The 23746-nt window shown below is 61.3% G+C and carries 17 protein-coding genes; 9 read left to right on the top strand and 8 right to left on the bottom strand.

The window, feature by feature from the left end:
• Positions 1-173 precede the first annotated feature (173 nt).
• Positions 174-1511 carry a prolyl oligopeptidase family serine peptidase gene (locus AAAV21_RS08585; protein ID WP_349108882.1) on the bottom strand — a complete coding sequence of 446 codons (1338 nt, stop codon included), beginning with the start codon at positions 1509-1511 and terminating at the stop codon, positions 174-176.
• Between the two features lie 490 nt (positions 1512-2001).
• Between AAAV21_RS08585 and AAAV21_RS08580 the strand changes: the two genes are divergently transcribed.
• The 3 genes from AAAV21_RS08580 (at position 2002) to AAAV21_RS08570 (ending at position 6872) form a co-directional block, all read left to right on the top strand.
• The gene (locus AAAV21_RS08580; protein ID WP_349108880.1) at positions 2002-3429 is read left to right on the top strand and encodes a PTS transporter subunit EIIC; all 1428 of its coding nucleotides are present in this window, start codon (positions 2002-2004) and stop codon (positions 3427-3429) included.
• 209 nt (positions 3430-3638) lie between these two features.
• Positions 3639-4952, top strand: a complete 1314-nt coding sequence (locus AAAV21_RS08575; RefSeq protein ID WP_349108878.1) for a DUF4038 domain-containing protein — start codon at positions 3639-3641, stop codon at positions 4950-4952.
• A gap of 375 nt (positions 4953-5327) precedes the next feature.
• On the top strand, positions 5328-6872 hold the full coding sequence (locus AAAV21_RS08570; RefSeq protein WP_349108875.1) for a helix-turn-helix transcriptional regulator: 1545 nt from the start codon (positions 5328-5330) through the stop codon (positions 6870-6872).
• Positions 6873-6971: 99 nt separating this feature from the next.
• On the opposite strand, the gene mgtA is transcribed toward AAAV21_RS08570, so the two are convergent.
• Entirely contained in the window at positions 6972-9740 is a 2769-nt protein-coding gene (gene mgtA, locus AAAV21_RS08565; RefSeq protein ID WP_349108873.1) for a magnesium-translocating P-type ATPase, read from the bottom strand.
• Between the two features lie 437 nt (positions 9741-10177).
• On the opposite strand from mgtA, the gene pyrE reads away from it, so the two are divergent.
• Both pyrE and AAAV21_RS08555 read left to right on the top strand, forming a co-directional pair.
• A complete protein-coding gene (gene pyrE / locus AAAV21_RS08560) occupies positions 10178-10858 on the top strand; it encodes an orotate phosphoribosyltransferase (RefSeq protein ID WP_022093776.1) in 681 nt (226 codons plus the stop codon).
• 374 nt (positions 10859-11232) lie between these two features.
• The gene (locus tag AAAV21_RS08555; RefSeq protein ID WP_055250846.1) at positions 11233-11853 is read left to right on the top strand and encodes a helix-turn-helix domain-containing protein; all 621 of its coding nucleotides are present in this window, start codon (positions 11233-11235) and stop codon (positions 11851-11853) included.
• Between the two features lie 143 nt (positions 11854-11996).
• On the opposite strand, the gene AAAV21_RS08550 is transcribed toward AAAV21_RS08555, so the two are convergent.
• Both AAAV21_RS08550 and AAAV21_RS08545 read right to left on the bottom strand, forming a co-directional pair.
• Positions 11997-12851 carry a MurR/RpiR family transcriptional regulator gene (locus AAAV21_RS08550; protein ID WP_117773707.1) on the bottom strand — a complete coding sequence of 285 codons (855 nt, stop codon included), beginning with the start codon at positions 12849-12851 and terminating at the stop codon, positions 11997-11999.
• 272 nt (positions 12852-13123) lie between these two features.
• Positions 13124-15715, bottom strand: a complete 2592-nt coding sequence (locus AAAV21_RS08545; RefSeq protein ID WP_349108868.1) for a glycosyl hydrolase — start codon at positions 15713-15715, stop codon at positions 13124-13126.
• Positions 15716-15829: 114 nt separating this feature from the next.
• On the opposite strand from AAAV21_RS08545, the gene AAAV21_RS08540 reads away from it, so the two are divergent.
• The 4 genes from AAAV21_RS08540 to AAAV21_RS08525 all read left to right on the top strand — a co-directional run bounded on the left by AAAV21_RS08540 (position 15830) and on the right by AAAV21_RS08525 (position 19914).
• Positions 15830-16822 carry a helix-turn-helix domain-containing protein gene (locus AAAV21_RS08540; RefSeq protein ID WP_349108865.1) on the top strand — a complete coding sequence of 331 codons (993 nt, stop codon included), beginning with the start codon at positions 15830-15832 and terminating at the stop codon, positions 16820-16822.
• Between the two features lie 170 nt (positions 16823-16992).
• Entirely contained in the window at positions 16993-18432 is a 1440-nt protein-coding gene (locus AAAV21_RS08535) for a glycoside hydrolase family 1 protein (protein ID WP_349108862.1), read from the top strand.
• A 151-nt stretch (positions 18433-18583) separates the two neighbouring features.
• Positions 18584-19120 carry a PTS glucose transporter subunit IIA gene (locus tag AAAV21_RS08530; RefSeq protein WP_055310775.1) on the top strand — a complete coding sequence of 179 codons (537 nt, stop codon included), beginning with the start codon at positions 18584-18586 and terminating at the stop codon, positions 19118-19120.
• Positions 19121-19356: 236 nt separating this feature from the next.
• Positions 19357-19914 carry a hypothetical protein gene (locus AAAV21_RS08525; protein WP_124785751.1) on the top strand — a complete coding sequence of 186 codons (558 nt, stop codon included), beginning with the start codon at positions 19357-19359 and terminating at the stop codon, positions 19912-19914.
• Between the two features lie 526 nt (positions 19915-20440).
• Here AAAV21_RS08525 and AAAV21_RS08520 read toward each other — a convergent pair.
• The 4 genes from AAAV21_RS08520 to AAAV21_RS08505 form a co-directional block, all read right to left on the bottom strand.
• Positions 20441-21109: an HAD-IA family hydrolase gene (locus AAAV21_RS08520; RefSeq protein WP_349108860.1), complete on the bottom strand. Its 669-nt coding sequence runs from the start codon at positions 21107-21109 to the stop codon at positions 20441-20443.
• A gap of 105 nt (positions 21110-21214) precedes the next feature.
• Positions 21215-22249 (bottom strand): hydrogenase expression/formation protein HypE, encoded by a 1035-nt coding sequence (hypE, locus tag AAAV21_RS08515; protein ID WP_349108858.1) that lies wholly within the window; start codon positions 22247-22249, stop codon positions 21215-21217.
• Positions 22250-22297: 48 nt separating this feature from the next.
• On the bottom strand, positions 22298-23410 hold the full coding sequence (gene hypD, locus AAAV21_RS08510; RefSeq protein WP_349108855.1) for a hydrogenase formation protein HypD: 1113 nt from the start codon (positions 23408-23410) through the stop codon (positions 22298-22300).
• The gene (locus tag AAAV21_RS08505) at positions 23410-23670 is read right to left on the bottom strand and encodes a HypC/HybG/HupF family hydrogenase formation chaperone (RefSeq protein ID WP_055250830.1); all 261 of its coding nucleotides are present in this window, start codon (positions 23668-23670) and stop codon (positions 23410-23412) included. Before AAAV21_RS08505 ends, hypD begins: the two co-directional genes overlap by 1 nt.
• Between the last annotated feature and the right edge of the window lie 76 nt (positions 23671-23746).

Below are 23746 nucleotides of genomic sequence, written 5' to 3'. Positions count from 1 at the left end.
CGATTGGGACAGGCGGGCCTTCGAGACCGAGCGCAAAATGGATTCTAAAAAACACCTTGCCAAATAGGAGCGTCAGGGGGCATGGGCAGGCGCAGCGCGAAGCGCAAAGCGCCAGCCCATGCATGCCCGAGGACGTTTGCAAGACTAAACCCCGGTCCCCGCGATGGGAGGGCTTAGCGGTCGACCCTGGCCGACCACTCCCAGCAGCCCACCGGCTCGCCGTCGATGAGTACGTTGCCCCCGTCGAAGTCTTGATAACACAGGTCGTTGAATTGGTGGATCCACACGCCGTGGTTGAACGTCTTCTTGGCCGAGCCGTCGGCCTCGCGATACACGCCGGTCAGGTCCTCGACATGGCTAAAGTAGGTGAGATGCACGTTGGCGCCGGCACCGCGCAGGCGCGCGAACAGCGGCAGCACGGTCTGTTGCGGGTGCACGAGCTCGTCGCCCTTGGAGTGCGTAAACCACAGCGGCGTCTTGGCGAGCGCGGCCACGTCCTCGTCCGTGGCGTTGTACCACGGGGCGCAGCAGGGAAGGCCCGCGGCGAAGAAATCGGGGTAGTCGGCGCACAGGCGCAGGGTCATAAAGCCGCCGTTGGAAAGACCGGCGACCACGATGCGGTCGGTGTCGATGCGGTCGACATGCTCGGCGACAAACTCGTCGATAAGCGCCTTGAGCACGGAGGAGTAGATGCTCTGGTTGGAGCGACCGAGTTGCTCGACGCCGTTGTCCATCCAAAACGTGGGCGACTGCGGCACGAGCACCCAGGCAAAGCCGCCAAAGTAGCGCTGGATCTGCGCCTGACTAATGGCCGTCACGCGGTTGCCGATATAGGCGCGCGTAGCGCCTTCGCCTTGCGTGGCGCCCTTTCCCTCGCCGGCGCCGTGCAGATACACCACGAGCGGTGCCTTTTGGGGCACGACCGTTGCCTCGGGCACAAAGGGGTTGAAGCATGCCGAGTCCTCGGCCTTAAAGCTGGGCTCAAAGAAGCCGTATTCGAGCGCGATGCCGTTGACGGCGGTCTTTTGCGTGGCGTTGCTCCAGCCTTTGAGCGCGGGGCAGATATCGCCACGGCAGGTGTCGAAGACCAGGCCGCAGGTGGGATCGTCGCCGTCGTTGCCGGGAAGAGCTGTGAGCTGCGTGATGCGCAGCTGGTCATCGAGCATGCGCGAGCCCATGACGCCGCCTTCGATGGTCTTGGTCAGGCGCTGCTCGGCGACCTCGAGCGCCACGTGGGTGCCCACAGCGAGCTTGCGCCCGTTCTCGTCGCACGGATATGCGGCGAGAATGTCGATGTAACCCACGGAGGGCGCGGCATGGTCGGCGCCGCGCTCCTTGCGCATCAGAACCTCGCCCGAGCGCTCGTGACGCTCTACATATATATGGAAGGTGTTCGCGTCGATGTCGTTGGCGCGCACGGTGCAGGGCAGGTCGAGTACGACCTTGCTGATCCAGGGGCCAAAGTCGCCCAAGGTGGTGACGGTTGCGTAGGTACACAATTTGAGCTCCATGAGCTGCCTCCCTTGCGCCGCGAATGCCTGGCATCTGCGGCAATACAAACTAAACATGTTTAGTGTAATCTAGAATTGAAGAATAACCAGATGAACTCGGTAAACGGCAAAATTGAACACGTCGTGAGCTACTAAACATATGTTTACTAGCTTCTAGCAGGGATTCTGTTGATGAGTTAACAGATCAGTGAGGTGTTCATCAAAATAAAATCCCACGTAAATGGCTATATATCAATAGAGGGTCAAAGAGACCATTTCCCGCCATTCAAATACGTTCACCCCCGATTTCCTACCGTTCACCGGACTGTAGACGGCAAAATTGCCATAAATTCGGCGCTCCGTGTAAACTAAAGCCCGTAAACGTTCAGTAAACACCTTGTTTACAAAAGCGTATCCAAGGGTCCGGCAACCGTAAGGGGTTATAGTCGCCGGGCCAAAGGCGTGCCTAAGCCCAAGGGGGCTGGCACACGAAGATATGGGGAGGGGTCCCATGGCAGTAGATAACAAGCAGATTGCCACCGATGTCCTCGAGCTCGTGGGCGGTGCGGAGAATGTTTCCGTCGCCACCAACTGCATGACGCGCCTGCGCCTGACGCTCAAGGACAACAACAAGGCCGACGTGGAGAAGATCAAGAAGGTCAAGGGTGTTCTGGGATGCCAGTTCGCCGGCAGCCAGCTCCAGGTCATCATCGGCCAGAACGTGCCCAAGGTGCTCGCCGAGTTCGTCGCCATCTCCGGCGTCAAGCAGGGTGCCGCCGTCGACGAGAACCTCGATGCTTCCAAGCAGAAGTTCGAGCTCAAGAACCTGCCGAACATCATCCTTGACTATCTGTCGGGCTCCATGACCCAGCTCATCCCGCTGCTCATGGCCGGCGGTCTGTTCCGTACCATCGCGGCCGTCCTCGGCCCCACCATGCTCGGTGTGCTCTCGGCCGACGACCCGACCTATACGTTCCTCTACACCACGCTGTACGAGGCCACGTTCACCTTTATCCCCATCTACCTGGGTTATGCCGCGGCTAAGAAGCTCGGCGCCAGCCCGGTGCTCGGCATGCTGCTCGGTGGCGCCCTCATGGCTCCTTCCGTGGTGAGCGTCGCCACCCAGGAGGGCGGCGGCATCATCTCCGTCTACGGCATCCAGATCGCTGCTGCCAACTACCAGCAGTCCGTCCTGCCGATCATTCTCTCGGTGCCCGTCCTGTACTTTGTTGAGAAGTTCTTTAAGAAGGTCATGCCCGACGTGCTCTCCACGGTCTTCACGCCGTTCTGCACCATGATCGTCACGATCCCCATCGCCTTCATCGTCCTCGCCCCCATCGGCAACGAGATCGGTACGCTGATCGCTAACGCGCTCTTCGGCCTTGCTGACCTTGGCGGCATCGGTATCCTGATCGTCATGGCCGTCCTCGGCGCCTTCTGGCAGCTCTTCGTGGTCTGCGGCATGCACATGCCCGTCATCCTGCTCGCCCAGGTTCAGATCATCGCTGCCGGTTACGATCCCTTCGTCTTCGTTTCCACCAACTGCGCTATGGCCGCTGTCTGGGGCTGCGCCTTCGGTGCCTTCCTCAAGATGAAGAACCCCGACGAGAAGTCTCTCGCCATCGGTTACGTCATCTCCGCCATCGCCGGCGGCGTCACCGAGCCCGCGCTCTTCGGCATCCTCATGCGCTTCCGTCGCACCATGTTTGGCATGTTCATCGGCGGTGCCATCGGCGCTGTGTTCTCCGGCCTCATGGGGGTTACCTACTACCTCGCAGGCGGTGCCTCCAACTTCCTGGTCTTCACCAACTACCTGCAGGGTGGCCAGATGAACACCGTCTGGGCTATCGTTGGTATGGCAATCTCCTTTGTCATCGCCGCTGCCGTCGTCTTTGTCTCCGGCTTCTCCAAGGAGGAGCTCGCCGAGATGGAGGCCTAAGGCCAAACCGTTCGGTCGCATAAGACCTCACCTACACGACAGGGCCCCGTCAGGCGTAAGCCCGGCGGGGCCCTTCTTGCAAGGTAGACTGATGGAGGCGGGTGAGATTCGCCCGCGAGGGTTTGCCAAGCGCCGGGGGCTTTCGCGCGGGGTTATCGCGAAAGCCCCCGGCGGTTCGCAAATCCTTTATCAAACGAAAGGACATGCAGATGAGTTTGGGAAAGCTGACCGCCAACGGTCGCCAGGACGGCTTTTTGTGCGAGGGCAAACCGTTCTTCTGGTTTGCCGATACGTGCTGGAGCGCATTTACGAGCATCGCCGAGAACGACTGGGATTACTACCTGACCCGCCGTGCCGAGCAGGGCATGAACGTGCTGCAGATCAACACGTTGCCGCAGTGGGATCGCTGCTGTCCCGACCTGGGCATTTGGCCCTATGCCAGCGAGGATGGCGTGCACTTTGATTGGTCCTGCCCCAACCAGGCGTATTGGGATCGTGCCGCCGCCATGTGCCGCGCGGCCGTGGAGCACGGCATTCGCCCGGCGCTCGTGCTTATGTGGTGCAACTACGTGCCCGGTACCTGGGGTGCCAAGATCGCCGAGCGTTGCGGCGCCGAGGTTATGCCGCGTGAGGAGGTCCGTGCCCACGTTGCCCGCGTCGTCGAGAACCTGGGCGAGTTCGACCCCGTCTACGTAGTGACGGGCGATACCGACTTTGCCGGCGACGAGGCGATCGTCTATTACGAGGACGCGCTCGACGAGGTCGTCAAGCGCGCGCCCGAGGCACTGCGCACCATGCATATCAACCGCGGCAATCGTACCATTCCGGCGCAGTATCTGGGCCGTCTGGACTTTTACATGTTCCAGCCCGGCCACAACTACGAGGGCCAGCCCGAGGCATGGCGTCTGCCGCAGGACTTTATCGCCAACTATCCCAAAAAGCCGATGGTCAACTCCGAGCCTTGCTACGAGCAGATGGGTGCGTCGCGCAACGTCTACTGGCGTTTTACCGCGCAGGATTGCCGCGCGAGCGTATGGTCGTCGATTCTTGCCGGCGCCAGTGCCGGCGTGACCTATGGCGCGCACGGCGTTTGGAACTGGCAGACATCGCGCAGCCAGGGTTCGGTCCTGGGCGAGGGCTTTGACATGCCCTTCCGCTGGCAAGAGTGCCTGCAGTTTGCGGGTGTGTGGGACTTTGGCGCGATCGAGCATGTGCTTGCCAGCCTAGGCGCTACTGCCGGTGACGATGCGCTTGCCGTGGTTCCGGCGCAGGAGCTGCTCGATGACGCGCGCGAGGCCATCCGTGTGGCGCGCGTTGGCGATCGCGTCGTCACGTACCTGCCGCGCACCACGGCGCTCAAGTTTAAGCTCGACGGCGCGCGTGGCTGGACGGCGACGGTCCTCGACATGGAGGACAAGCGCATCGCAAAACTGCCCGTCCGTGACAACGGTGACGGCACCGTGCGCGTGGCGCAGCATCCCTTTGAGCACGACGCTCTGGTGATCCTGACACCCGAGCGCTAACGGCTCTTCTCCAGCATTTACTACTCATTGGGGACAGACTTAAATGAGTGCCCAATGACTATCCGCAGAATGAGAGTGGATAATCTTCCGTTTTTGGCCTTCATACAGGCTCAAAGTGGGAGATTATCCACTCTCGTCATTTGATTGGCACTTGCACTCATTGGGGACGTACTTAAATGAGTGACAGTTGGGGACGCTCCTTGTCGAGCTGCGGGCCGTACGTGCCCCTTCTGGGTCATGCGGCTCAAAACCGGTGTATGCCGTGGGCTGTTGGGGTCAAATTGGCGGCATTTCGAGGATGGGTTCGATATTGGGACTGGTTCTCTAATAGAATAGATTTGCAGGCAATTAAACGACTGCGGGGGGGGGGTATTCATGAGAGGTATGGGAGACGCAACGGCGTATTTGCGTCGGGGCATTCGGGAGATTATATGCCTGGCGCTGTTCTATTTTACGTTTTTGGCTGGCGAGTACCTCTTCGACGTGCGTGTGGCCGAGTTTGTGCCGCCGAGTGAGGTCGTTGTCTACGAGAGCCTCATCATCGGTGCGAGCGTGATCGGCTTTTTTGTGCGTCCTATTCTGTACTATCGCCGCCCCCGTGCGATCGATACGACGAGCGACATCACGGGCGTGCTGCTGGTAGCGGCATTGCTGCTGATGATTATGGCGGTACAGTTTGGGGTGCTAATTGCCGGCGGTTTGATGGCATGCTGCACGCTGGGCTACTGCGGATCGACCGCCCACGCCAACTTTGCGCGGCGCTTTGCGCGGACGCCGTATTTGGCGCGCGCGGCGGCACTTTCGTATGGCCTGGGTGTTCTGGTGCAGGTACTCAACCATATGGTGATGCCCGCGGGGATTCCGCAACAGTTTGTTCTTGTTGCCTGTGCGGTTGTGCAGGTAGCGCTGCTCCACGACGCTCGTCGTGCCAAGCTGCGCGGTGAATCTGAGCCTGGGCTCGAGTCCGATATCGCCGAGCTTTCGGTGGATGCGTCGGAGTTTGGCGCCAAGTGGCAAGACGATTCTGAATCAACGGCGGCTTTTCGGCGCGCCGTGGTGCGTCTGACGGTCGCAATCGCCTGCCTTACCGGTGTGTTTGCCGCCCTCAATGCAGGGCTCACGACCTCGCAAGCCGCAGGGTCCGTTGACTTGGGCGATTGGTCGCGCTTGCTGATGGGCGTGAGCGCTCTGCTCGCCGGCGCCCTATTTGACCTGCACGATCGTTCGTATATGAACATCACCATGACTTGCACTGCCATGTTGTCCGCGCTTTCGTTCTTTGTCTTGCTCGTCGACGGCAATGGCGGCAATGCGCTTGCGGCCATTGCGATTTTCTATCTGGGTTCGGGCTTCTTCGTGGTGTTTTTCACGACGAAATTTGCTGCCATTTCGGTTTATGCGCACTGGTCGTATCTGTGGCCGTGCATGGGCCGTGTCATCAACAACGTTTGCGCGATGTTCGTGACGGCGCCGGCGGTGGCGATTGTTTCGAGCCAGAACGTGCTGCTGGCGGTGGGTGCTGGGCTCGTGCTGTTTGTGGGTATTGCGATTTCACTGCTGGGACAGTTTGGGCATAGGACCGATGACGTTGCGGCGCTGAACGAGCTGGCGTTTGCTGCCGACGACCTTGATGATGGCTCCGTGTCTACCCAAAGCGAGCCCGCTCCCGCGGAGGCATCGGAGCTCACGCTCGATGAGCGCCTCGATGCCTTCGCCGCTGCCTTTGAGCTTACGCAGCGCGAGCGCGATATTCTGGAGGCCTTGGTCGCATCGCACGAGAGTGTTCAAGACATCGCCGCAACGCTCTTCCTTTCGCGCTCCACGCTCTACCGTCATATCGCCTCGATCAACAAAAAGACCGGCGCCTCCTCACGTGTGGCCCTCATCAACTTTTTCTGGTCCTGGACACCCAAGAACTAGCTCATTTGGGACGGGGCTTTTTTAGCTGTTTTGGGCCGCCGCGGCCAGCGGGGGCGGGTCGCGGCGGCCCACGCATTCTTGACGATAGCGACGACGATACTACAGCAGCTCGCCGTGGCGGGCGATGTAGCGGCGCTTGGCCAGCTGGGTGAGCGCGATGTAGGCGGCGACGATGCCGATGAGCAGCGCGAAAAAGCTCGGCGGCAGCGGCATGAGGCCGAGTGCATCGGCGATGGGGCTTGCCGGCAACCAAGTGACGAGCGCCAGGCCCAGCACGGTGAGAACGCACAGCGCGGGCGCGGCGTGGTCGCGCGGGCTCGGCAGGCGCGGGGAGCGCAACATGTGGATCACGAGTGTCTGCGACCACATGGACTCGACAAACCAGCCACTCTGGAAGAGCGCAGCAAAGGTCGCCATACCCGCGACGTCGCCCGCGGCGGCAAGCTCGGCCCAGCTCGCGCCCACGGCGGCTGGGCACACCACAAAGAAGAGCGCGGCGAAGGTCACAATGTCAAACAGCGAGCTCACGGGGCCCAGCTCGAGCATAAAGCCCTTGATGGACGCGGCGTCCCAGGCGCGCGGGCGGGCGATCCAGACGTCGTCGACGGTGTCCCACGGCAGCGCGATGCACACGATCTCGTAGACCAGCGACAGCAGCACCAGCTGCAGGGCGCTCATGGGCAAAAACGGCAAGAACAGGCTCGCGACGGTCACGGACAGCACGTTGCCAAAGTTGGAGCTCACCGTGGTCTTGAGGTACTTGAGCAGGTTGCCGTAGGTGCGACGGCCTTCGATGATGCCGCGCTCGAGCACGCCCAGGTCCTTTTGGAGCAAGATGATATCGGCGGATTCCTTGGCGATGTCGACGGCGGAGTCGACCGAGATGCCGCAGTCGCTCGCACGCATGGCGGCGGCGTCGTTAATGCCGTCGCCCATAAAGCCCACGGTGTGGCCGAGCAGCTCGCGCATGACGCGCACCAGACGCGCCTTCTGCAGCGGCGAGAGCTTGGCGAAGAGATGGGTGTTCTCGGCGCGCTCGGCAAGCTCGGCGTCATCGAGTGCATCGATCTCGGAGCCGAGCAAGACGTTGCTCGCGTCGATGCCGATCTGTTCGCAGACGGTGGCGGCGACACGGTCGTTGTCGCCGGTCAGGACCTTGACCGCCACGCCCTTGGCCTCGAGGGTGGCGACGGCGCCCGCGGCACTCGCCTTGGGCGGATCGAGGAAAGCCAAAAAGCCCATCAGCACCATGTCACATTCGTCGGCAATGCCAAACTCGCCGACGCAGCGCGGATTGGTTTTCTGCGCCACGGCAATCACGCGCAGGCCCTCGGCGTTGAGCCGGGCGACCTGCTTGCGAATCTGGGCGAGCTTGTCTTTGGTGAGTGGCTGGGCGATGCCATCGACCTCGACAAAGGAGCAGATCTCGAGCATTTCCTCGGCAGCTCCCTTGGTGACCATCTGGGTTTTGCCTTGGGCGTCGGCGACAACCACGCTCAGGCGACGGCGCGAGAAATCGAAGGGCACCTCGTCGACCTTGGTGTAGCGGTCTCGCAGGCTCTGGCCCAGCATGGACTCGGGCACGACGGTCGAGGGCGTCACGTCGGCGCGGTCGATGACGGCCAGGTCGATAAGGTTTTTGAGGCCGGTCTGGAAGAAACTGTTCAAAAACGCATGGCGCAGCACGCGCACGTCCTCGTTGCCGTCGATGTTGAGGTAGCGCTCGAGCACGATGCGGTCTTCGGTGAGGGTACCGGTCTTGTCGCAGCACAGGACGTCCATCGCACCGAGGTTTTGGATCGCCGGCAGCTCCTTGACGATAACCTGGCGACGGGCGAGGTTCTTGGCGCCCTGCGACAGGCTCGTGGTCACGATGACGGGGAGCATCTGCGGCGTGATACCCACGGCCACGCTCGTGGCGAACAGCAGTGCATCGATGACGTTGCCCTTGGTGGCGGCGTTGATGGCAAAGACGGCCGGCGCCATTACGAGCATGAGGCGCACGAGTAGCATGGAGACGCTCGAGACGCCGCGGTCAAACGCGCTCTTCTCGCCGCGCCCGTTGAGCATCTTGGCGATGCCGCCCAGGTAGGTGTCCGAGCCGGTGGCAACGACAAGCGCCATGGCGGTGCCGTTTTGCACGGAGGTGCCGGTAAAGACGATGCTCTTGCAGGCAGAGAGCGGCAGCGCAGAGCTGTCGGCGCCCTCGATGACAACTGCGGCAGTGGTCTTCTCGACGGCCTCGCTCTCGCCCGTGAGCGCGGACTCGATCACAAACAGGTCGCGCGCCGTGATGATGCGGGCATCGGCCGGCACCATATCGCCGGCAGAGAGGCGGATCACATCGCCGGGGACGAGCTCGTCGAAGGGAATCTCGATGCGTCCGCCGTCGCGCAGGGCACAGCAGGTGTTGGAGACCAGGTCTTTGAGGGCCTCGGCCGCATTGCCGCTGCGGGCTTCCTGGATAAACTTCATGCCACCCGATACCAGCAGCATGATGCCGATGACGATGACCGTGGAGGGGTCGCGCTGGGGCTCGGGCACGGCGAGCACGTCGATGTAGAGCGAGACCAGCGCGAGCGCGGCGAGGATGCCGGCGAAGGGGTCGATGAACGCGTCGGCGATGTGGCGGGCAAGCGTCTTGGTCGGCGCCTCGATGGTGTTGGGGCCGACGGCGTTCAGGCGCTCGGCGGCGTGCTCGGCGGTGAGGCCGTCGGCCGTGGCGTCAAGCAGCACGAGGGCATCCTCGGCGCTATGGGTGGCGGCGAATATGGTGTTCTTAGACAGGCCGGCGTGAGCGGCGGGGCGCGCCGTGCGGCGGCGCTTGGAGATAGCTTCGAGTACCGTAGCGGTTTTGAGCATCAGCATAGGGTCCTCCTTGTTAAAGGGAGTTAGCGTACGTGTCGTATTTGCTTCAAAAAAACCTAGATGTCGCCCACGTCATACTCACGAACCACCACAAAGGGGACAGGCACCTTTGTGGCGGTTTTGACGATCGGTTAGTGGCGCTTATGCGTGTGCGGAATCCTCGCGGCGTGCCGAGGGCGACATGCAGGTTTTTCGACTATGGCTGCCTTCCATGGCACACCTCCTTAAGGCCGGGCGCGATGCGCTTCAGGTATCACGTACCCGTTACAATCCGCTCGTATTCTTGATGAGGGGGTTTGTCGTGTCAACCCCTTTGTTTGGAAAACCATTGCCCCTGACAAAGCCTTTACAGAATGCCGAGGCCCCAAAGCGCGCCCGCAACGCGCCCTGCCTGCGCTAAACTGGAAGGCACGTACGCGATTACGAGAGGAGCCCGCATGGAGGCTTACAAGCAAGAGTTCATCAAGTTCATGGTTGAGTCCGACGTTCTTAAATTCGGCAGCTTTACGCTCAAGAGCGGCCGTCAGTCCCCGTTCTTTATGAACGCCGGCGCCTATGTGACGGGCTATCAGCTCAAGAAGCTGGGCGAGTATTACGCCCAGGCCATCCACGATAACTTTGGCGACGACTTTGACGTGCTGTTTGGACCGGCCTACAAGGGTATTCCGCTGGCCGTCGTGACCGCCATTGCCTACCACGAGCTGTACGGCAAGGAGGTCAAGTACTGCTGCGATCGCAAGGAGGCCAAGGACCACGGCGCCGACAAGGGCAACCTGCTGGGCTACGAGCCCCAGGACGGCGACCGCGTGGTCATGGTCGAGGACGTCACCACCAGCGGTAAGTCCATCGACGAGACCTATCCCAAGGTCAAGGCTGCTGCCGATGTCGAGATCAAGGGCCTCATCGTGTCCCTCAACCGCATGGAGGTCGGCAAGGGTGGCGTGACCACCGCGCAGAAGGAGATCGAGGCCAAGTACGGTTTCCCCGTCGCGAGCATCGTCTCCATGGCCGAGGTCGTCGAGACCCTCTACAACCACGAGATCGACGGCAAGGTCGTCATCGATGACGAGCTCAAGGCCGCTATCGACGCCTACTACGAGCAGTACGGAGTCCGTTAGTTACGCGGTTTTACCAAACCGCGTAACAGCTCGACGCTGCAAACCCGCCAGAGCGGCAATCTGCCTTTCAACTTCGGCGGCATGACCAGAAGGTCAATGCCGCCTCGTTTCAAGGCACCTTGCTCGCTCTGGCGGGTTTTCGCTGTCTGCGCTAAAACATCGGCACTCCCGTTGCTGGCGATGCGGCATCTGGGGACACTCCTGATGTAGTCATTGGGGACGTTCTTAAATGACTACTTAGGATGAGTGTCCAAAAATCCGCGCTCGTTCGATTGGCGCATGTCTACGCAGCGTAGGTTGTCGAGCCTGGCCTTCAAATGGATACTGACTGTCGAACCGGTTCACTCCATTTCTTCAATTTGATTGGACAGCCCATGAACCAGACACGGCAAACCAATGCCTCCCATACTTTTTTGGCAGCGCATGCCATCAAGCAGCTGCGCGAAGAGCGCGGCCTCACCCAGCGCGCCCTGGCGGAAAGCCTTGGCGTGACCGATAAAGCCGTCAGCAAGTGGGAATCCGGCCGCGGCCTTCCCGACATTTCCCTCGTTGAGCCTTTGGCCCAGAGACTCGGCATAAGCGTGGCCGAGCTTTTGGCTGGTGACATTCGGGCCAACGCCAACCGTGCAGGCAATATGCTCAAAGGCGTCTTTTACGTTTGCCCTATCTGCGGAAACGTTGTGCACGCGCTCGGAGAAGGCAGCTTTAGCTGCTGTGGCTCCACGATGTTTCCCCAGGAGGCCGAAGAGCCGGACGCGGACCACGCCTTTTCCATCGAGCGCATCGAGGACGATTGGTACGTCACGCTCGATCATCCCATGACCAAGGATCACTACATTAGCTTTGTGGCATATGCGACTATGGACGGCATCTGCTTTAAGAAGCTCTATCCAGAGCAATCGGTGCAGCCGCGCTTCCATATTACCGGGCGCGGCAGGATATATCTTTACTGCAACCAACACGGACTCTTTACGTCGCTGACGCCTCGCAAATAACGGCTGTCTATCCGCCCTCCTCATGCGTTCCCAGGGGACCCAAAATGAGCGTGGATAATCTCCCGGTTTTGGCCTGTGTGCGGGCTCAAAGTGGGAGATTATCCACGCTCGTTAGGTTAGTGTCTGAAAATCCACGCTCGTCGCTACTTGAGCCCGGGCAGGCGGGTGTAGGGAAACGACCGCTCTAAGAACTCGGAGCAGCGGGCGTAATCTTTGGCAAAGTAGCTGCTGTAGAGCGAATCGAGCACGTATTGCACGGCGATGTGGCTGGCGAATTGCGTGATGCGGTGCGTCATGCTCTCGTGGTCGCTTACCGTGAGATAGGCGGCAAAGCCGGGGTGAATGCGGGCACAGTACGGCGTGCCGATGACGATGACCGGGACATGTCGACTGCTAAGGATCGGCAAGATCTCCTTGAGGTTGGGGGCAAGGCCGCTGTAGGAGATGATGATTGCCACATGGTCGGGACCCGAGGCGAGTGCCGTGCGCACCTGCGCCTCGACGCTGTCGTGGCACGTCGCGCTTTTGCCGGCGGAAAGCAGGCGATCGCGGAACATTCCCGCTGGATACAGGTTATGCGAGCCCGTGTAGATGTCCACGGTGCCGGCGCGCATGATGAGCTTGGCGGCGTGGTCGAGCTGTGCAGGGTCGAGCAGCTCCTGCGTTTCGGCCAAGGTGGTCTGGTAGAGCCCCTCCATGCGCTCCATCACCTGCGCAGGGGTGGAGGTGGCATCGAAGGGAAAGTTGATGTCCACGTCGCGCCGGTTGCCCGCCTCGGTCGCCTGGCGGATGAGCTCGACCTTGAGGTCTTTGAAGCCCTCGAGGCCGAGCTTTTTGCAAAAGCGGTGAACGCTCGCGACCGAAACGTTGGCGCGCGCGGCAAATTCCTTAATGGAAAGCCCGCGCACATCCTCGCCCATGGCGAGGGCCGTTCGCCCAAGTTGTTGCTCGGTGGGGGTGAGGCTTTTGCCCTGCGTGATCTTCCGCCTGATATCCATATGGCTCCTATGCGTTTGCGTCGCGATAAACCAATCATAGCGATAAATAAAACGTTCGGCTTGGCTGGGAGTTTTGGTCCGCCGGTCTATGAACGACGGACCGCTCGACGCTGCGCGGGCCCTTGGCACGGCACCTTGGGCTTCAATCGTCGGGCGCGTGCGGAAGCACACATCCCTCCTCTTTCGGCCCAATTTGCCGCACCAGGGGCCCGCTCGCTGTTGTGGGCTCAACATAGGGCGCTGTCCTTGTTGGGCCGTTTGCGCCCGGGGCGTTACCCGAGCACGCGTACGGGCCCCAAGAGACCGCTGGGCTCGGAGGGCTCGGTCATGCCGAACACGTCGGGGACGGCGTGATCGAGGGTGTTGACGATGTCGATCGTAAGCGCGTGCTCACCGGCCAAAAGCGCGCCGGCCTCAAAGCGGTAAGGCGGACAGATGCGCGTGCCGAGGGATTTGCCGTCGAGGGTGACGGTTGCGGTCTCAAAGACCTCGCCAAGGTCGATGACGGTGCGGGTGGCCGCTTCGCCCAGGACAAAGGAAGCCCGGTAGCGGAATGTGCCGGCCTTGCCGGGGAACTCGGCCGAGGAAAGGTCGTGCAGGTCTGCAAGCTCAACAGGCTCGCCAAAGGCATCGGTGCCAGGGGCAGAGAAGGCAACCGCCCAGGGCCCGTCGATGCATGCGGCTTCGTCTCCAACGGTTGCCGCGCCGGCGGAACCTGTAGCCCCAAGGACCACGATGCAGCTCTCGTAGGGAGCCAACTCGAGCGTGCCGTCAAAGGCGGCGGGCTCGGTGCCGTTGAGCAGGTCGAGGCGCGCGCCTGCAACGGGTGTGCCGTCGGCAAGCGCAACCTGAGTGGAGATACCCTGCTTGGGATGCTCGTTGACGAGCATCAGATAGCTCTCGCCCGCCCGCTCGTAGCGCAGTGCGCGCAGCCAGGGCTGGGGCTCGGCGCAAACCACGGTCTGCATGCCGGTATTGGCAAGTGTGCCTGCGAGCTCGGTGGTCGCCAGGAGTTTGATGCCGGCGAGCGCGGTTGCATCCAGGGAGGCAAAGCCCTCGCGGCCTGCAGTGTCGCCGTCGTAGCGCTTGTTCGGCAACTCATCCAGCGCGTACACGGCAACACCTGCGGCTGCGGCGCGCGCGGCAAAGTCGAGCACGGCTCCGCCGACAAACTCGGCTCCGGGCATCACCAGGCAGCGGTATGCCTGACCGTTCACGCTAAAGCCGCTACCGTCTGCGGCAATTTCAACGGCATAGCGCCCTGCGTCCTCAAATGCCTCTGCCGGCACGATGTCAAAGTCGACCTGCGCGCGCATAAGCTCGGAGGCGGCATGCTGCATAAAGTTCGCCTCGCCTGCCCACTCGGCGTCCGCATGGTAGAGAAGCGCCACCGGGGTCGTTGCACGCCCGCCGCTCAGCAGACTCGCCGTACGGTTCATGTAGCTCATGAGCTGCCCAAAGTGTGCAAACTGGGTGTTTTGGCCATGCGCATAGAAATGCGGCGGGCAGTCCCAGTCGGGGAAGGCGGCCATGCTAAAGGCATGCGGCACAAACCAATTGACGCCGCGCACCAAAAAATGATCGGCGATCCACTTCATCTCGCGCAGGCCTTCGTGCCATCCAAATGCGCCAAAGACCTCGGCCATGCAGCGCCCCTGCTTTTTGGGGTCGAGGTGTGCTGCCGAGGAGCCCAGCTTGGGCAGCACGTAGTTATAGAACTCGAGGTCCCATACGCCGCGTCCGTAGCTGTGAAGGCCGCGGTCCATGCCGGGCACAAGCTGGTTGATCACGATGTCGACGCCCGCCATGTCCTGACCGCCCACGGCGCGGAAGTAGTGCCCGGCGCCCACGCCCAGGCGCGCGTGGCAGTCCTTGTCTTCGATTACGTGACCGATGTATTGCACGCCGTGCGCGCGGCACCAGTCGCCGAGCTGGTCGCAGAAGCACTCCTTATAGAGGGTACTCGCGATGTCCATATAGACGTGGCGTACATGCGCGCCGGCCGGCTCGCGGTCCCACAGGTGCGGGAGCTCGTCCAGGTAGCGCTCGCCCAGCGCCGTGCGCAGGCGACGCTCAAGCTCGGCCGACCAGGGCAGGGGCGCGGTGGCCTTGCCGATGAGCGTATCCGAGATGCCGTCGGGGCCCGTGGTGCCCTTCTCGTTGGCAAATCCGGGCTCATCGGAGAAAAAGCCCAGGATCGTCTTGCCAAACTCATCGCCCAGATGCTCAAAATGCGGCTCGTAGACAGCATCGATGAGCTGCGCCACCGAGGCGCGGTCGACCATATTGATGTAGTCCTCGTTGTAGGAGGTCTTGCCGCTCGTGAACATCACGCATGCCTGCGTGAGGCCCGCAGGTGCATCGAAGACCAGGCGGCTGGGGTTGCCGTCTGCATCGTCGATTACTCGGTAAGCGACGTCGACGGGGCTGCCGTCCTGCATAAATGTCACGCCGTAGAAGTGCTCGGTTTTGTCGAACATGTTGGCGAGCGCGATGCTTGCGGCGGACGTGGGACCCACGATGTTGAGTGTGCGGTGCGTGAGAACGATCTTGCGGAGCTCGGGCACGGCCTCCTTGACGGCGCCGTTGGCAAAGCCCGTGGGGAAGTGCGCGTCGTCCAAGATCCAGAGCTTAAGGCCCAGCTGCTTGCACTCGTCAATGACAAAGCGCAGATCGCGCCACCAGCCCTCGCCGCAAAAATCGGGGTGTGGGCGGCTTTCGAGACAGACCTCGTGGATGTCGGCGCCGGCGATCTTTTTCAGATACTCGGCAATGGTTTTATGGCTCTCGCCCTTCATCCACAAAAACGGAAGCACGTGGTTGTCGTATGTGCCCTCGAGCACCTGCTGATAGTACGCGGTCATGGATCCTCCTTGGCTCGATCGATCTGCTGCATAGCACAGATTATGGACGCGTCGGCGCGTTCTGCTAATATCTGAATCACGACGAACTATGACCAAATCAACGATTGGCAAGCCATGGAGATCGACGAGCTCGAGCGTAGGCTCAGCGAACTGAGCGCCAGTGAGATCGCTTATAAAGACGGCATGGCATTTGATTGGTCGATTATGACCGAGCATGTCGAAACCGACGGATGCCCAGTGCGCAAGATTGGGCAGCCAGGGTTTGCCTACGCCCAGCCCGGCATGCCGCGTGGCCTGACGATAAGGAAAAACTCGCGCTTTAATGCAGTTCCCGAGCACGTGCATGATTACGTGGAGCTGAGCTATGTGTATCGCGGACGCTGCCCGCAGACGGTGGCGGGGGAGAGGCTCGAACTGGGCCGCAACGAGGTGCTTTTGCTCGACGCCCTCTGCCCGCATGCCGTGGCGGCGCTTGGTGAGGACGACATCATGCTGAGCATGACCGTTTCACGCTCTTTTTTGCGCCGGAGCCTCGAGTCGAGCCTCTCGCGCGAGAGCGCGGTCTCGCGGTTTTTGTTCAACGCGCTCAACAGCGAGACGGACCATCGGGGCCATGTCCGTTTTCATTGCGGCGAGAGCCGTCGGATTCGGCGCTACATGCAGGAGATGCTCTGTGAGCTGTATGACCCGAGCCCTAATGGTCCCGAGATCGTCCTGCGTCTGTTTCAGCTGTTTTTGGCCGAGCTCATGGATTGCTACGAGCGCAAGCTGGTGCGCGGCGCGGCGGACGGCGCGGCGGGGCCCACTGCCCTGGTGACGGGAATGCTCGGTTATATCGATCGCGAATTCGCTGCATGCTCCCTCGAGGGGATGGCGGCGGAGTTTGGCTTGAGCCCTAATTATGCGACGGCGCTCCTCAAGCGGCATGTGGGCAAGACCTTTAGGCAGCTTGTGCAGGAGCGACGCCTGGTGCGTGCGGCCGAGCTTCTGCGCGGTGGCGCCACGGCCGGGGCGGCTGCGCATGCGGTGGGCTATGAAAACATGAGCTTCTTCTACCGTAAGTTTCACGACAAGTATGGCTGCACCCCCGCGGCATACCGCCGGTAAGCGCGGGGCGGATCGTCTTCGCTCCTTCGGTGTCAAAAAGTTTCAGCTGCAGCGCTGTTGCAGCGCGCGTCTGCGAAAAGAAGTGTCCAAATCGGCGCCTTCGCCCTGGCCTGGAGCGACTCGGCGGCATACTCGTTTCATCAGCAACACGCATGAGCGAGGAGGCACTTATGGGATTCCCCGAGGGTTTCTATTGGGGTGGCGCTACCGCCGCCAATCAGTTTGAGGGCGCTTGGAACGTGGACGGCCGCGGTCCTTCCGTCGATGACCATTTTTTGGGCGGCAGCTACAAGGAGCCGCGTCAGATTACGATCGACATCGACCCCGACCGCTTCTACCCCAATCATGACGGTATCGACTTCTACCATCACTACGAGGAGGACATCGCGCTGTTCGCCGAGATGGGCTTCAACATGTTCCGCATGTCCATCTCTTGGAGCCGCATCTTCCCCAACGGCGACGACGCCGAGCCCAACGAGGCCGGCCTCGCCTTCTACGATCGCGTCTTCGACTGCCTGCGCGCTCACAATATTGAGCCGCTCGTGACCCTGTCGCACTACGAGATGCCCTATCACCTGGTCGAGAAATACAATGGCTGGGCGAGCCGCGAGCTCATCGGCTTCTTTGAGAAGTACTGCCAGACCGTCTTCGACCGCTATCAGGACAAGGTCAAGTTCTGGCTCACCTTCAACGAGATCAACTGCGGCACCCAGGACATTGGTAACCTCTTTGGGACCAGCATGATCCAGGGCTTTGAGGGCCCGGCTTCGGCGGTCCACACCACGCCGCAGGCCCGTATGCAGGCCCTGCATCACCAGTTTGTCGCCAGCGGCCGCGTCGTGCGCTATGCCCACGAGCACTATCCGCAGTTTAAGATGGGCAACATGGACTGCTTCGTCCTCTCCTATGCCGCCACGTGCGATCCGGCCGACGTGTTCGCCACGCAGCAGGAGATGAATACCATGAACTGGTACTGCTCCGACGTGCAGGTGCGCGGCAAGTATCCGTTCTATGCCAAGCGTTTCTGGGCCGAGAACGACGTCGAGCTCGTGATGGAGGACGGCGATCTGCAGGATATCGCCGACGGCAAGGTCGATTTCTACACCTTTAGCTACTACATGTCCGGAACCGTGGGCACCCACAAGGACCACGAGATGACCGAGGGCAACATGACCTTTGGCGGCAAGAACCCCTATCTGGAGTCCACCGACTGGGGCTGGCAGATCGATCCGCTGGGCCTGCGCATCGCCCTCAACGAGATTTACGCCCGCTACGAGATTCCGCTGATGGTGGTCGAGAACGGCATGGGCGCCTACGATGAGGTCGAGGAGGACGGCTCCATCCACGATCCGTATCGTATCGCCTACTTGCGCAGCCACATCAAGGCCATGGGCGAGGCCATTGCCGACGGCGTCGACCTGATCGCCTATACCTGGTGGGGCCCCATCGACCTGGTTTCTGCCGGCACCGGCGAGATGCGCAAACGCTACGGCTTCATTCACGTCGATAAGTACGACGACGGCACCGGTACCTACGAGCGCCGCCGCAAGGACAGCTTCTACGCCTACCAGAAGATCATCAAGTCCAACGGTGCCGAGGGTCTGGATTAATCGACAATATGAGCGCCACTGGGGAAAAGGTTTTGGGAAGGGCTTGGAAGGGCTTGCGATTCGAACCCTCACCTTAGTATTTTGGCCATTTGGCACTATAATCACCATAGGCATGCGCAAAACGTTGCGCTTAATCAAGAGGAGAAATCGTATGGGTCTGTTTGACATGTTCAAGAAGAAGGCTGAGCCCGCGGCTGCCGCTGCTCCGGCCTCCATCTCTGCTTCTGCCGGCGCCGACGTGCTGTGCTCGCCCGTCAAGGGCAAGGTCATCAAGATGGCCGACGTGCCCGATCCCGTCTTTGGTGGCGAGGTCCTGGGCAAGGGCTGTGCCGTGTGGCCCGAGGACGATCTGGTCTACGCTCCCTGCGACGGCAAGGTGACCGTCACCATGGGTCACGCCGTGGGCCTGCAGTCCGATAGCGGCATCGAGGTTCTGGTGCACGTTGGTGTCGATACCGTTAACATGAACGGCGATGGCTTCGAGGGCTTCGTCAAGGCCGACGACGTCGTTAAGGCCGGCCAGCCCATGCTCAAGATCGACCGCGCCAAGATCGCTGCTGCCGGTTACAAGGACTGCGTCGTCGTGGCCGTGTCCAACACCGCCGAGTTTGCCGATGTCGAGCTCGCCGTCGAGGCCGACTCCGCTGTCGCCGCCGGTGACGCCATCGTTAAGGTCGTCCGCAAGTAAACTGCGGCAACATAAGGATGTGCAAGGGTGGTCGGGTTGTCCGGCCACCTTTTTTATTGCACCGCGGGAAAGCGTTTTATTGCACGTTGGGCGGGCTCGCAAACCGTTCGGACGCTAAAACGAACCGACCGCGCCTTCGTGCCCCCGAGGGTGTTAATAAGTTGATAGTATGGGCTTACTTATTACAACGTGCGCCGCGTCTGGGAAGCGCGGTGCCGCTCATTGGGAGGAACAACATGAAAAAGAAGCTGCTGCTTGCGCCCCTCATGGCCGTCTTGGTTGCATGCGTGGTCGTGCTTTCCGGTTGTGGAGGCCCTTCGGTCGAGGAACTCATCACCGAGGATCTTACGACTCAGTTTGACGAGGTCAAGAACGGTGGCGACGAGTTCCTTTCTGGTCTGGAGGAGGCTTCGGGCGACGAGTTCGAGCAGCTGGGTATCGATCCCAAGGAGTATGCCAAGACCTATCTCGAGGGCTTTGATTACAAGATCGGCGACGTGACGGTCGACGAGGACAAGGGTGTCGCGACCGCCGAGGTCTCCATCACCTGCAAGTCTATGAACAAGATCGTCGAGGACTTCTCCACTCAGTATCAGGAGAAGGTCGCTGCGCTTGACACGGTTCCTTCCGATGACGAGCTGTACAAGATGGCCGGTCAGGTTATGGTCGATGTGACCAAGGCCACCGAGCCCAGGAAGACCACGGTTATCTTCAAGTACACCTGCAACGACGACGGCGAGTGGTCTGCCGATGACTCCGTCAACTCCGAGATGATGGATGCAATGCTGAGCTAGTTTGTTGCGGCGTTTTACCAAACGCCGCAACTGCTCGACGCTGCGCGGGCACCAGAGCGACAACTTGTCATTCAAAGAGGACGGCATGACCAGAAGGTCAATGCCGCCTCGTTTCAAGGCACCTTGCTCGCTCTGGCGGGCTTTCGCTGTCGTTGCCAAAACAACGTCGTCCCCTTGGCTGGCTTAAAGTGGCGCTTGTACCTGTGGCGTTGCCATCGCTGCCGAAGGCGGCAGCTGGGGACGTTCCTTTTCTGCCGGCAGTTGGGGACACTCCTTGGGCGCGGTTGGTGCATTGGCGTTGCATCGGGTGGTCGGGAAAATGCGGCCCGGTTTTTGGCCGAATTCCGGGTCGCGGTTTCCGGATGGGTTGGGTTGCGGAAAGCGCGACCCGGAATAATGCTCCGAAACGGGATGCGGTTTCCCTGATGCGCCTCAAACGGAAAGCGCATCCCATTCCGGAGCTTCAAAACGGGATGCGCTTTCCGCGCGGAAGAATTGTCGCAGCTGCGTTAAGCAGTGTCGCTCGCTACTCGCCCAGGATCAGCGCCGCGAGTTCGTCCTGCGTGTCCACCACGTAGTCGGCGCCGGCGGCTTCCAGCTCTGTGCGGCCGCGGAAGCCCCAGCTGACGCCCGCGCTCTTAAGGCCGGCATTGCGACCGGTCAGAACATCGACATTGGAATCGCCCACATAGAGTGTGGTTGCTGGATCGGCGCCTAGCTCTTCCATCACATGCAGAGTGACGGGCGCTTCGGGCTTGGGAGGAAACGCATCGATGCGGCCCTGCACCAGCGCAAATCGCTCGGAACCAAAGTATTTTTCGATAAGCGGAGCGGCCGAAACATGGTCCTTGTTGGTGAGCACGGCAAGCTGCACGCCCGCGGCGCGCAGGCGGTCGAGCATCTCGATCGTACCGGCATAGGGGGCGGTGTGGTCCTCCTTGTGCTCGCCGTAATAGGCCCTAAACTCGGCAAGCGTCTGCTCAAACATGCGACCGTCGCCCGCATACTCGGCAGGCATAAAGCGTTCGACCAGCTTGAGCATGCCGTTTCCCACCTTGTAGCGGTACTCGTCTACGGCAAACGTGGGCCAGCCGTGCATCTCGCAGGTATGGTTGCCGGCGGCCGCCAGGTCCTCGAGCGTGTTGAGAATGGTGCCGTCGAGGTCAAAAATCACATGGGAAAAAGCTGCTGCCATGGGTGCTCCTGCCGCTTGAGTTGTAAAACGCACCCCATGATACTGGGCATGCGTGCCGGGCATGTTTGGAATCTGAATATCTTTAATAGCCCTGAGCCTTTGTCGTTAGCAAATCCTCGGAAGCTGCTCTCCCACGAGCATGTCGAGGATACGGGTCGAGCCCCAGCCGGTGCGTACGCGCACGGCGGGGCGGGCGCCCTCGGCAAGCGGCAGCACGCGGCCGATAATGGCGGCGTTCTCGCCGTAGCGAGCGGTGCGCATGGCCGCCAGCGCGGCATCGGCCTGCTCAGCCGGCACCACGGCGACCATTTTGCCCTCGTTTGCCACCTGCAACACATCGTAGCCGAGCATCTCGCAGGCTGCCTGCACGTCGGGGCGCACGGGCGCGGCATCCTCGTCGACCTCCATGGCAACGCCGCTGGCCTGCGCAAACTCGTTGAGCGTGGACGCCAGGCCACCGCGCGTGGGGTCGCGGAAGCAGCGTGTGTCGGGTGCTGCGGCAAGCACATCGGCAATCAGGTGGTTGAGCGGCGCGGCGTCGCTTTCGATGGTGCTCGAAAACGCCAGACCCTCGCGCTGACTCATGATGGCGATACCGTGGTCGCCGAGTGTACCCGACACCAGGATGACATCGCCAGGCTGGCAGTTGGCGCCACTGAGCGCCACGCCCTCGGGCACCTCGCCCACGCCGGCGGTATTGATGTAGACGCCGTCGGCCCCGCCGCGCTCGACCACCTTGGTGTCGCCCGTGATGATGGACACGCCTGCCTCGCGTGCCGTTTCGGCCATCGTCTGCACAATTTGGCGGAGCTTATCCATGGGATAGCCCTCTTCGAGGATAAAGCCGCACGACAGGTAGCGCACGTTGGCGCCCGAGGTCGCGACGTCGTTGACGGTTCCGCACACGGCGAGACGTCCGATGTTGCCACCGGGGAAGAACTGCGGCGAGACCACAAAGCTGTCGGTCGACATGGCGATGCGCCCGCTCGCGGGCAGCGCGGCGACGCCGGCATCGTTGCCCTCGAGCAGCTCGGGCGACCCAAAGGCATCCAAAAAGACCTCATCAATGATGCGTTTCATCATCTGACCGCCAGAGCCGTGGCCCAACAGGACAGTGCTATCGGTGGCAGTACGGGACATATCGAAAACTCCAATCGTGGGTGGTGTCAGCGTGCGGGTGCGTCCGGGTTAGTCGCGGTATCTAAAGTACGCCGCGCAGCTGCCCTCAGAGCTCACCATGCACGGTCCGACGGGGTGTTCGGGCGTACATGCGTGGCCGAACAGCGGGCAGTCGCTCGGCGTGATGGCACCGCGCAGCACGTCGCCGCAGCGGCACCCGCGTGGTTCGACCGTCGGTTCAATGGGTACGTCAAAGCGGGCACCGGCATCAAAGCTCGCGAATTCGGGCCGGATGGAAAGACCCGAGTTGGCAATCGGTCCCAGTCCGCGCCACGTGGTGTCGCACGGCTCAAATACCTGCTCGACCAGCTGGCGCGCTACGGGATTGCCGTCTGCATTGACGCCACGCCGGTAGGCGTTGTCGATTGCGGGCCTGTGCTCGACAACCATCTGGACCAGCATGCAGATGCCCTGCAAGATATCGACCGGCTCAAACCCGGTGACTACGCCGGGGGTCTCGAACTCATCGACCAAAAACCTAAAGGGTGCCAGGCCCGTGATGGTAGCGACGTGACCAGGCAGGATAAAGCCGTCGATGGTCGTCTCGGGGTCGTTGGCGATGGCGCGCAACGCTGGCGGCGTGGTCTTGTGAGCACAGTAGACCGAGAAGTTCTGGAGCCCGCGCGCGTCGGCCTCCAGGATAGCGGCGGCAATGGTGGGCGTTGTGGTCTCAAAGCCGACGCCCATAAAGATGACCGGGCGTTCGGGATTTTGCTCGGCAATGTCGAGTGCGTCGAGCGGAGAGTAAACGATGCGGATGTCGCGCCCCGCCGCCTTTTGCGCGGCAAGCGAGGTGGACGATCCGGGCACGCGCATCATGTCGCCAAAGGTGGTGATGATGGCGCCGTCCATCTTGGCGAGCGCGATTGCGTGATCGATGTCGCGGTTGGCGGTGACGCAAACGGGGCATCCCGGGCCACTTAGCAGTCTGAGTCCCGTCGGCATAATGGAGCGAAAGCCATAGCGGCCAATGCTCACGGTATGCGTACCGCAGACTTCCATAAGGTTGATGCTGCGGTTGCCGACAAGCTCATGAATACGATCGATGAGCTCACGAGCCAGCTTGGGGTCGCGAAATGCCGAAAAGTCGATACCGGAGCGAACCGGCTGTGCCGCCGCCACTAGTATGCCTCGGCCGGGTTGGTGGCGAGCTGGTCCTCTTCGGCCAGCTCGGTCATGGTATTGACGAGCTCGAGTGTCTCTTGGGCCTCCTGCTCGTCGACAATCTGAATGCCAAAGCCGGCGTGCACGAGAATATAGTCGCCTACCTGTGCCGTCGGCACGAGGCGCAGCGAAACGGGGCGCTCGATGCCCATCATGTCGACGGTCGCCTTAAGGTCGTCGTCGCGTTTGACCACTTTACCGGGAACGGCAAGGCACATAATGTTCCCCTTTTATACGTTTTGCGCTGGATAGGCGCCTAATTACCCATCAGATGATGGTAGCGCTCGCGGGAGT

Origin of the sequence: Collinsella sp. CLA-AA-H302 (assembly GCF_040093305.1) — a bacterium.
Taxonomy (GTDB): domain Bacteria; phylum Actinomycetota; class Coriobacteriia; order Coriobacteriales; family Coriobacteriaceae; genus Collinsella.
This window is presented reverse-complemented; position numbering and strand designations above follow the sequence as displayed.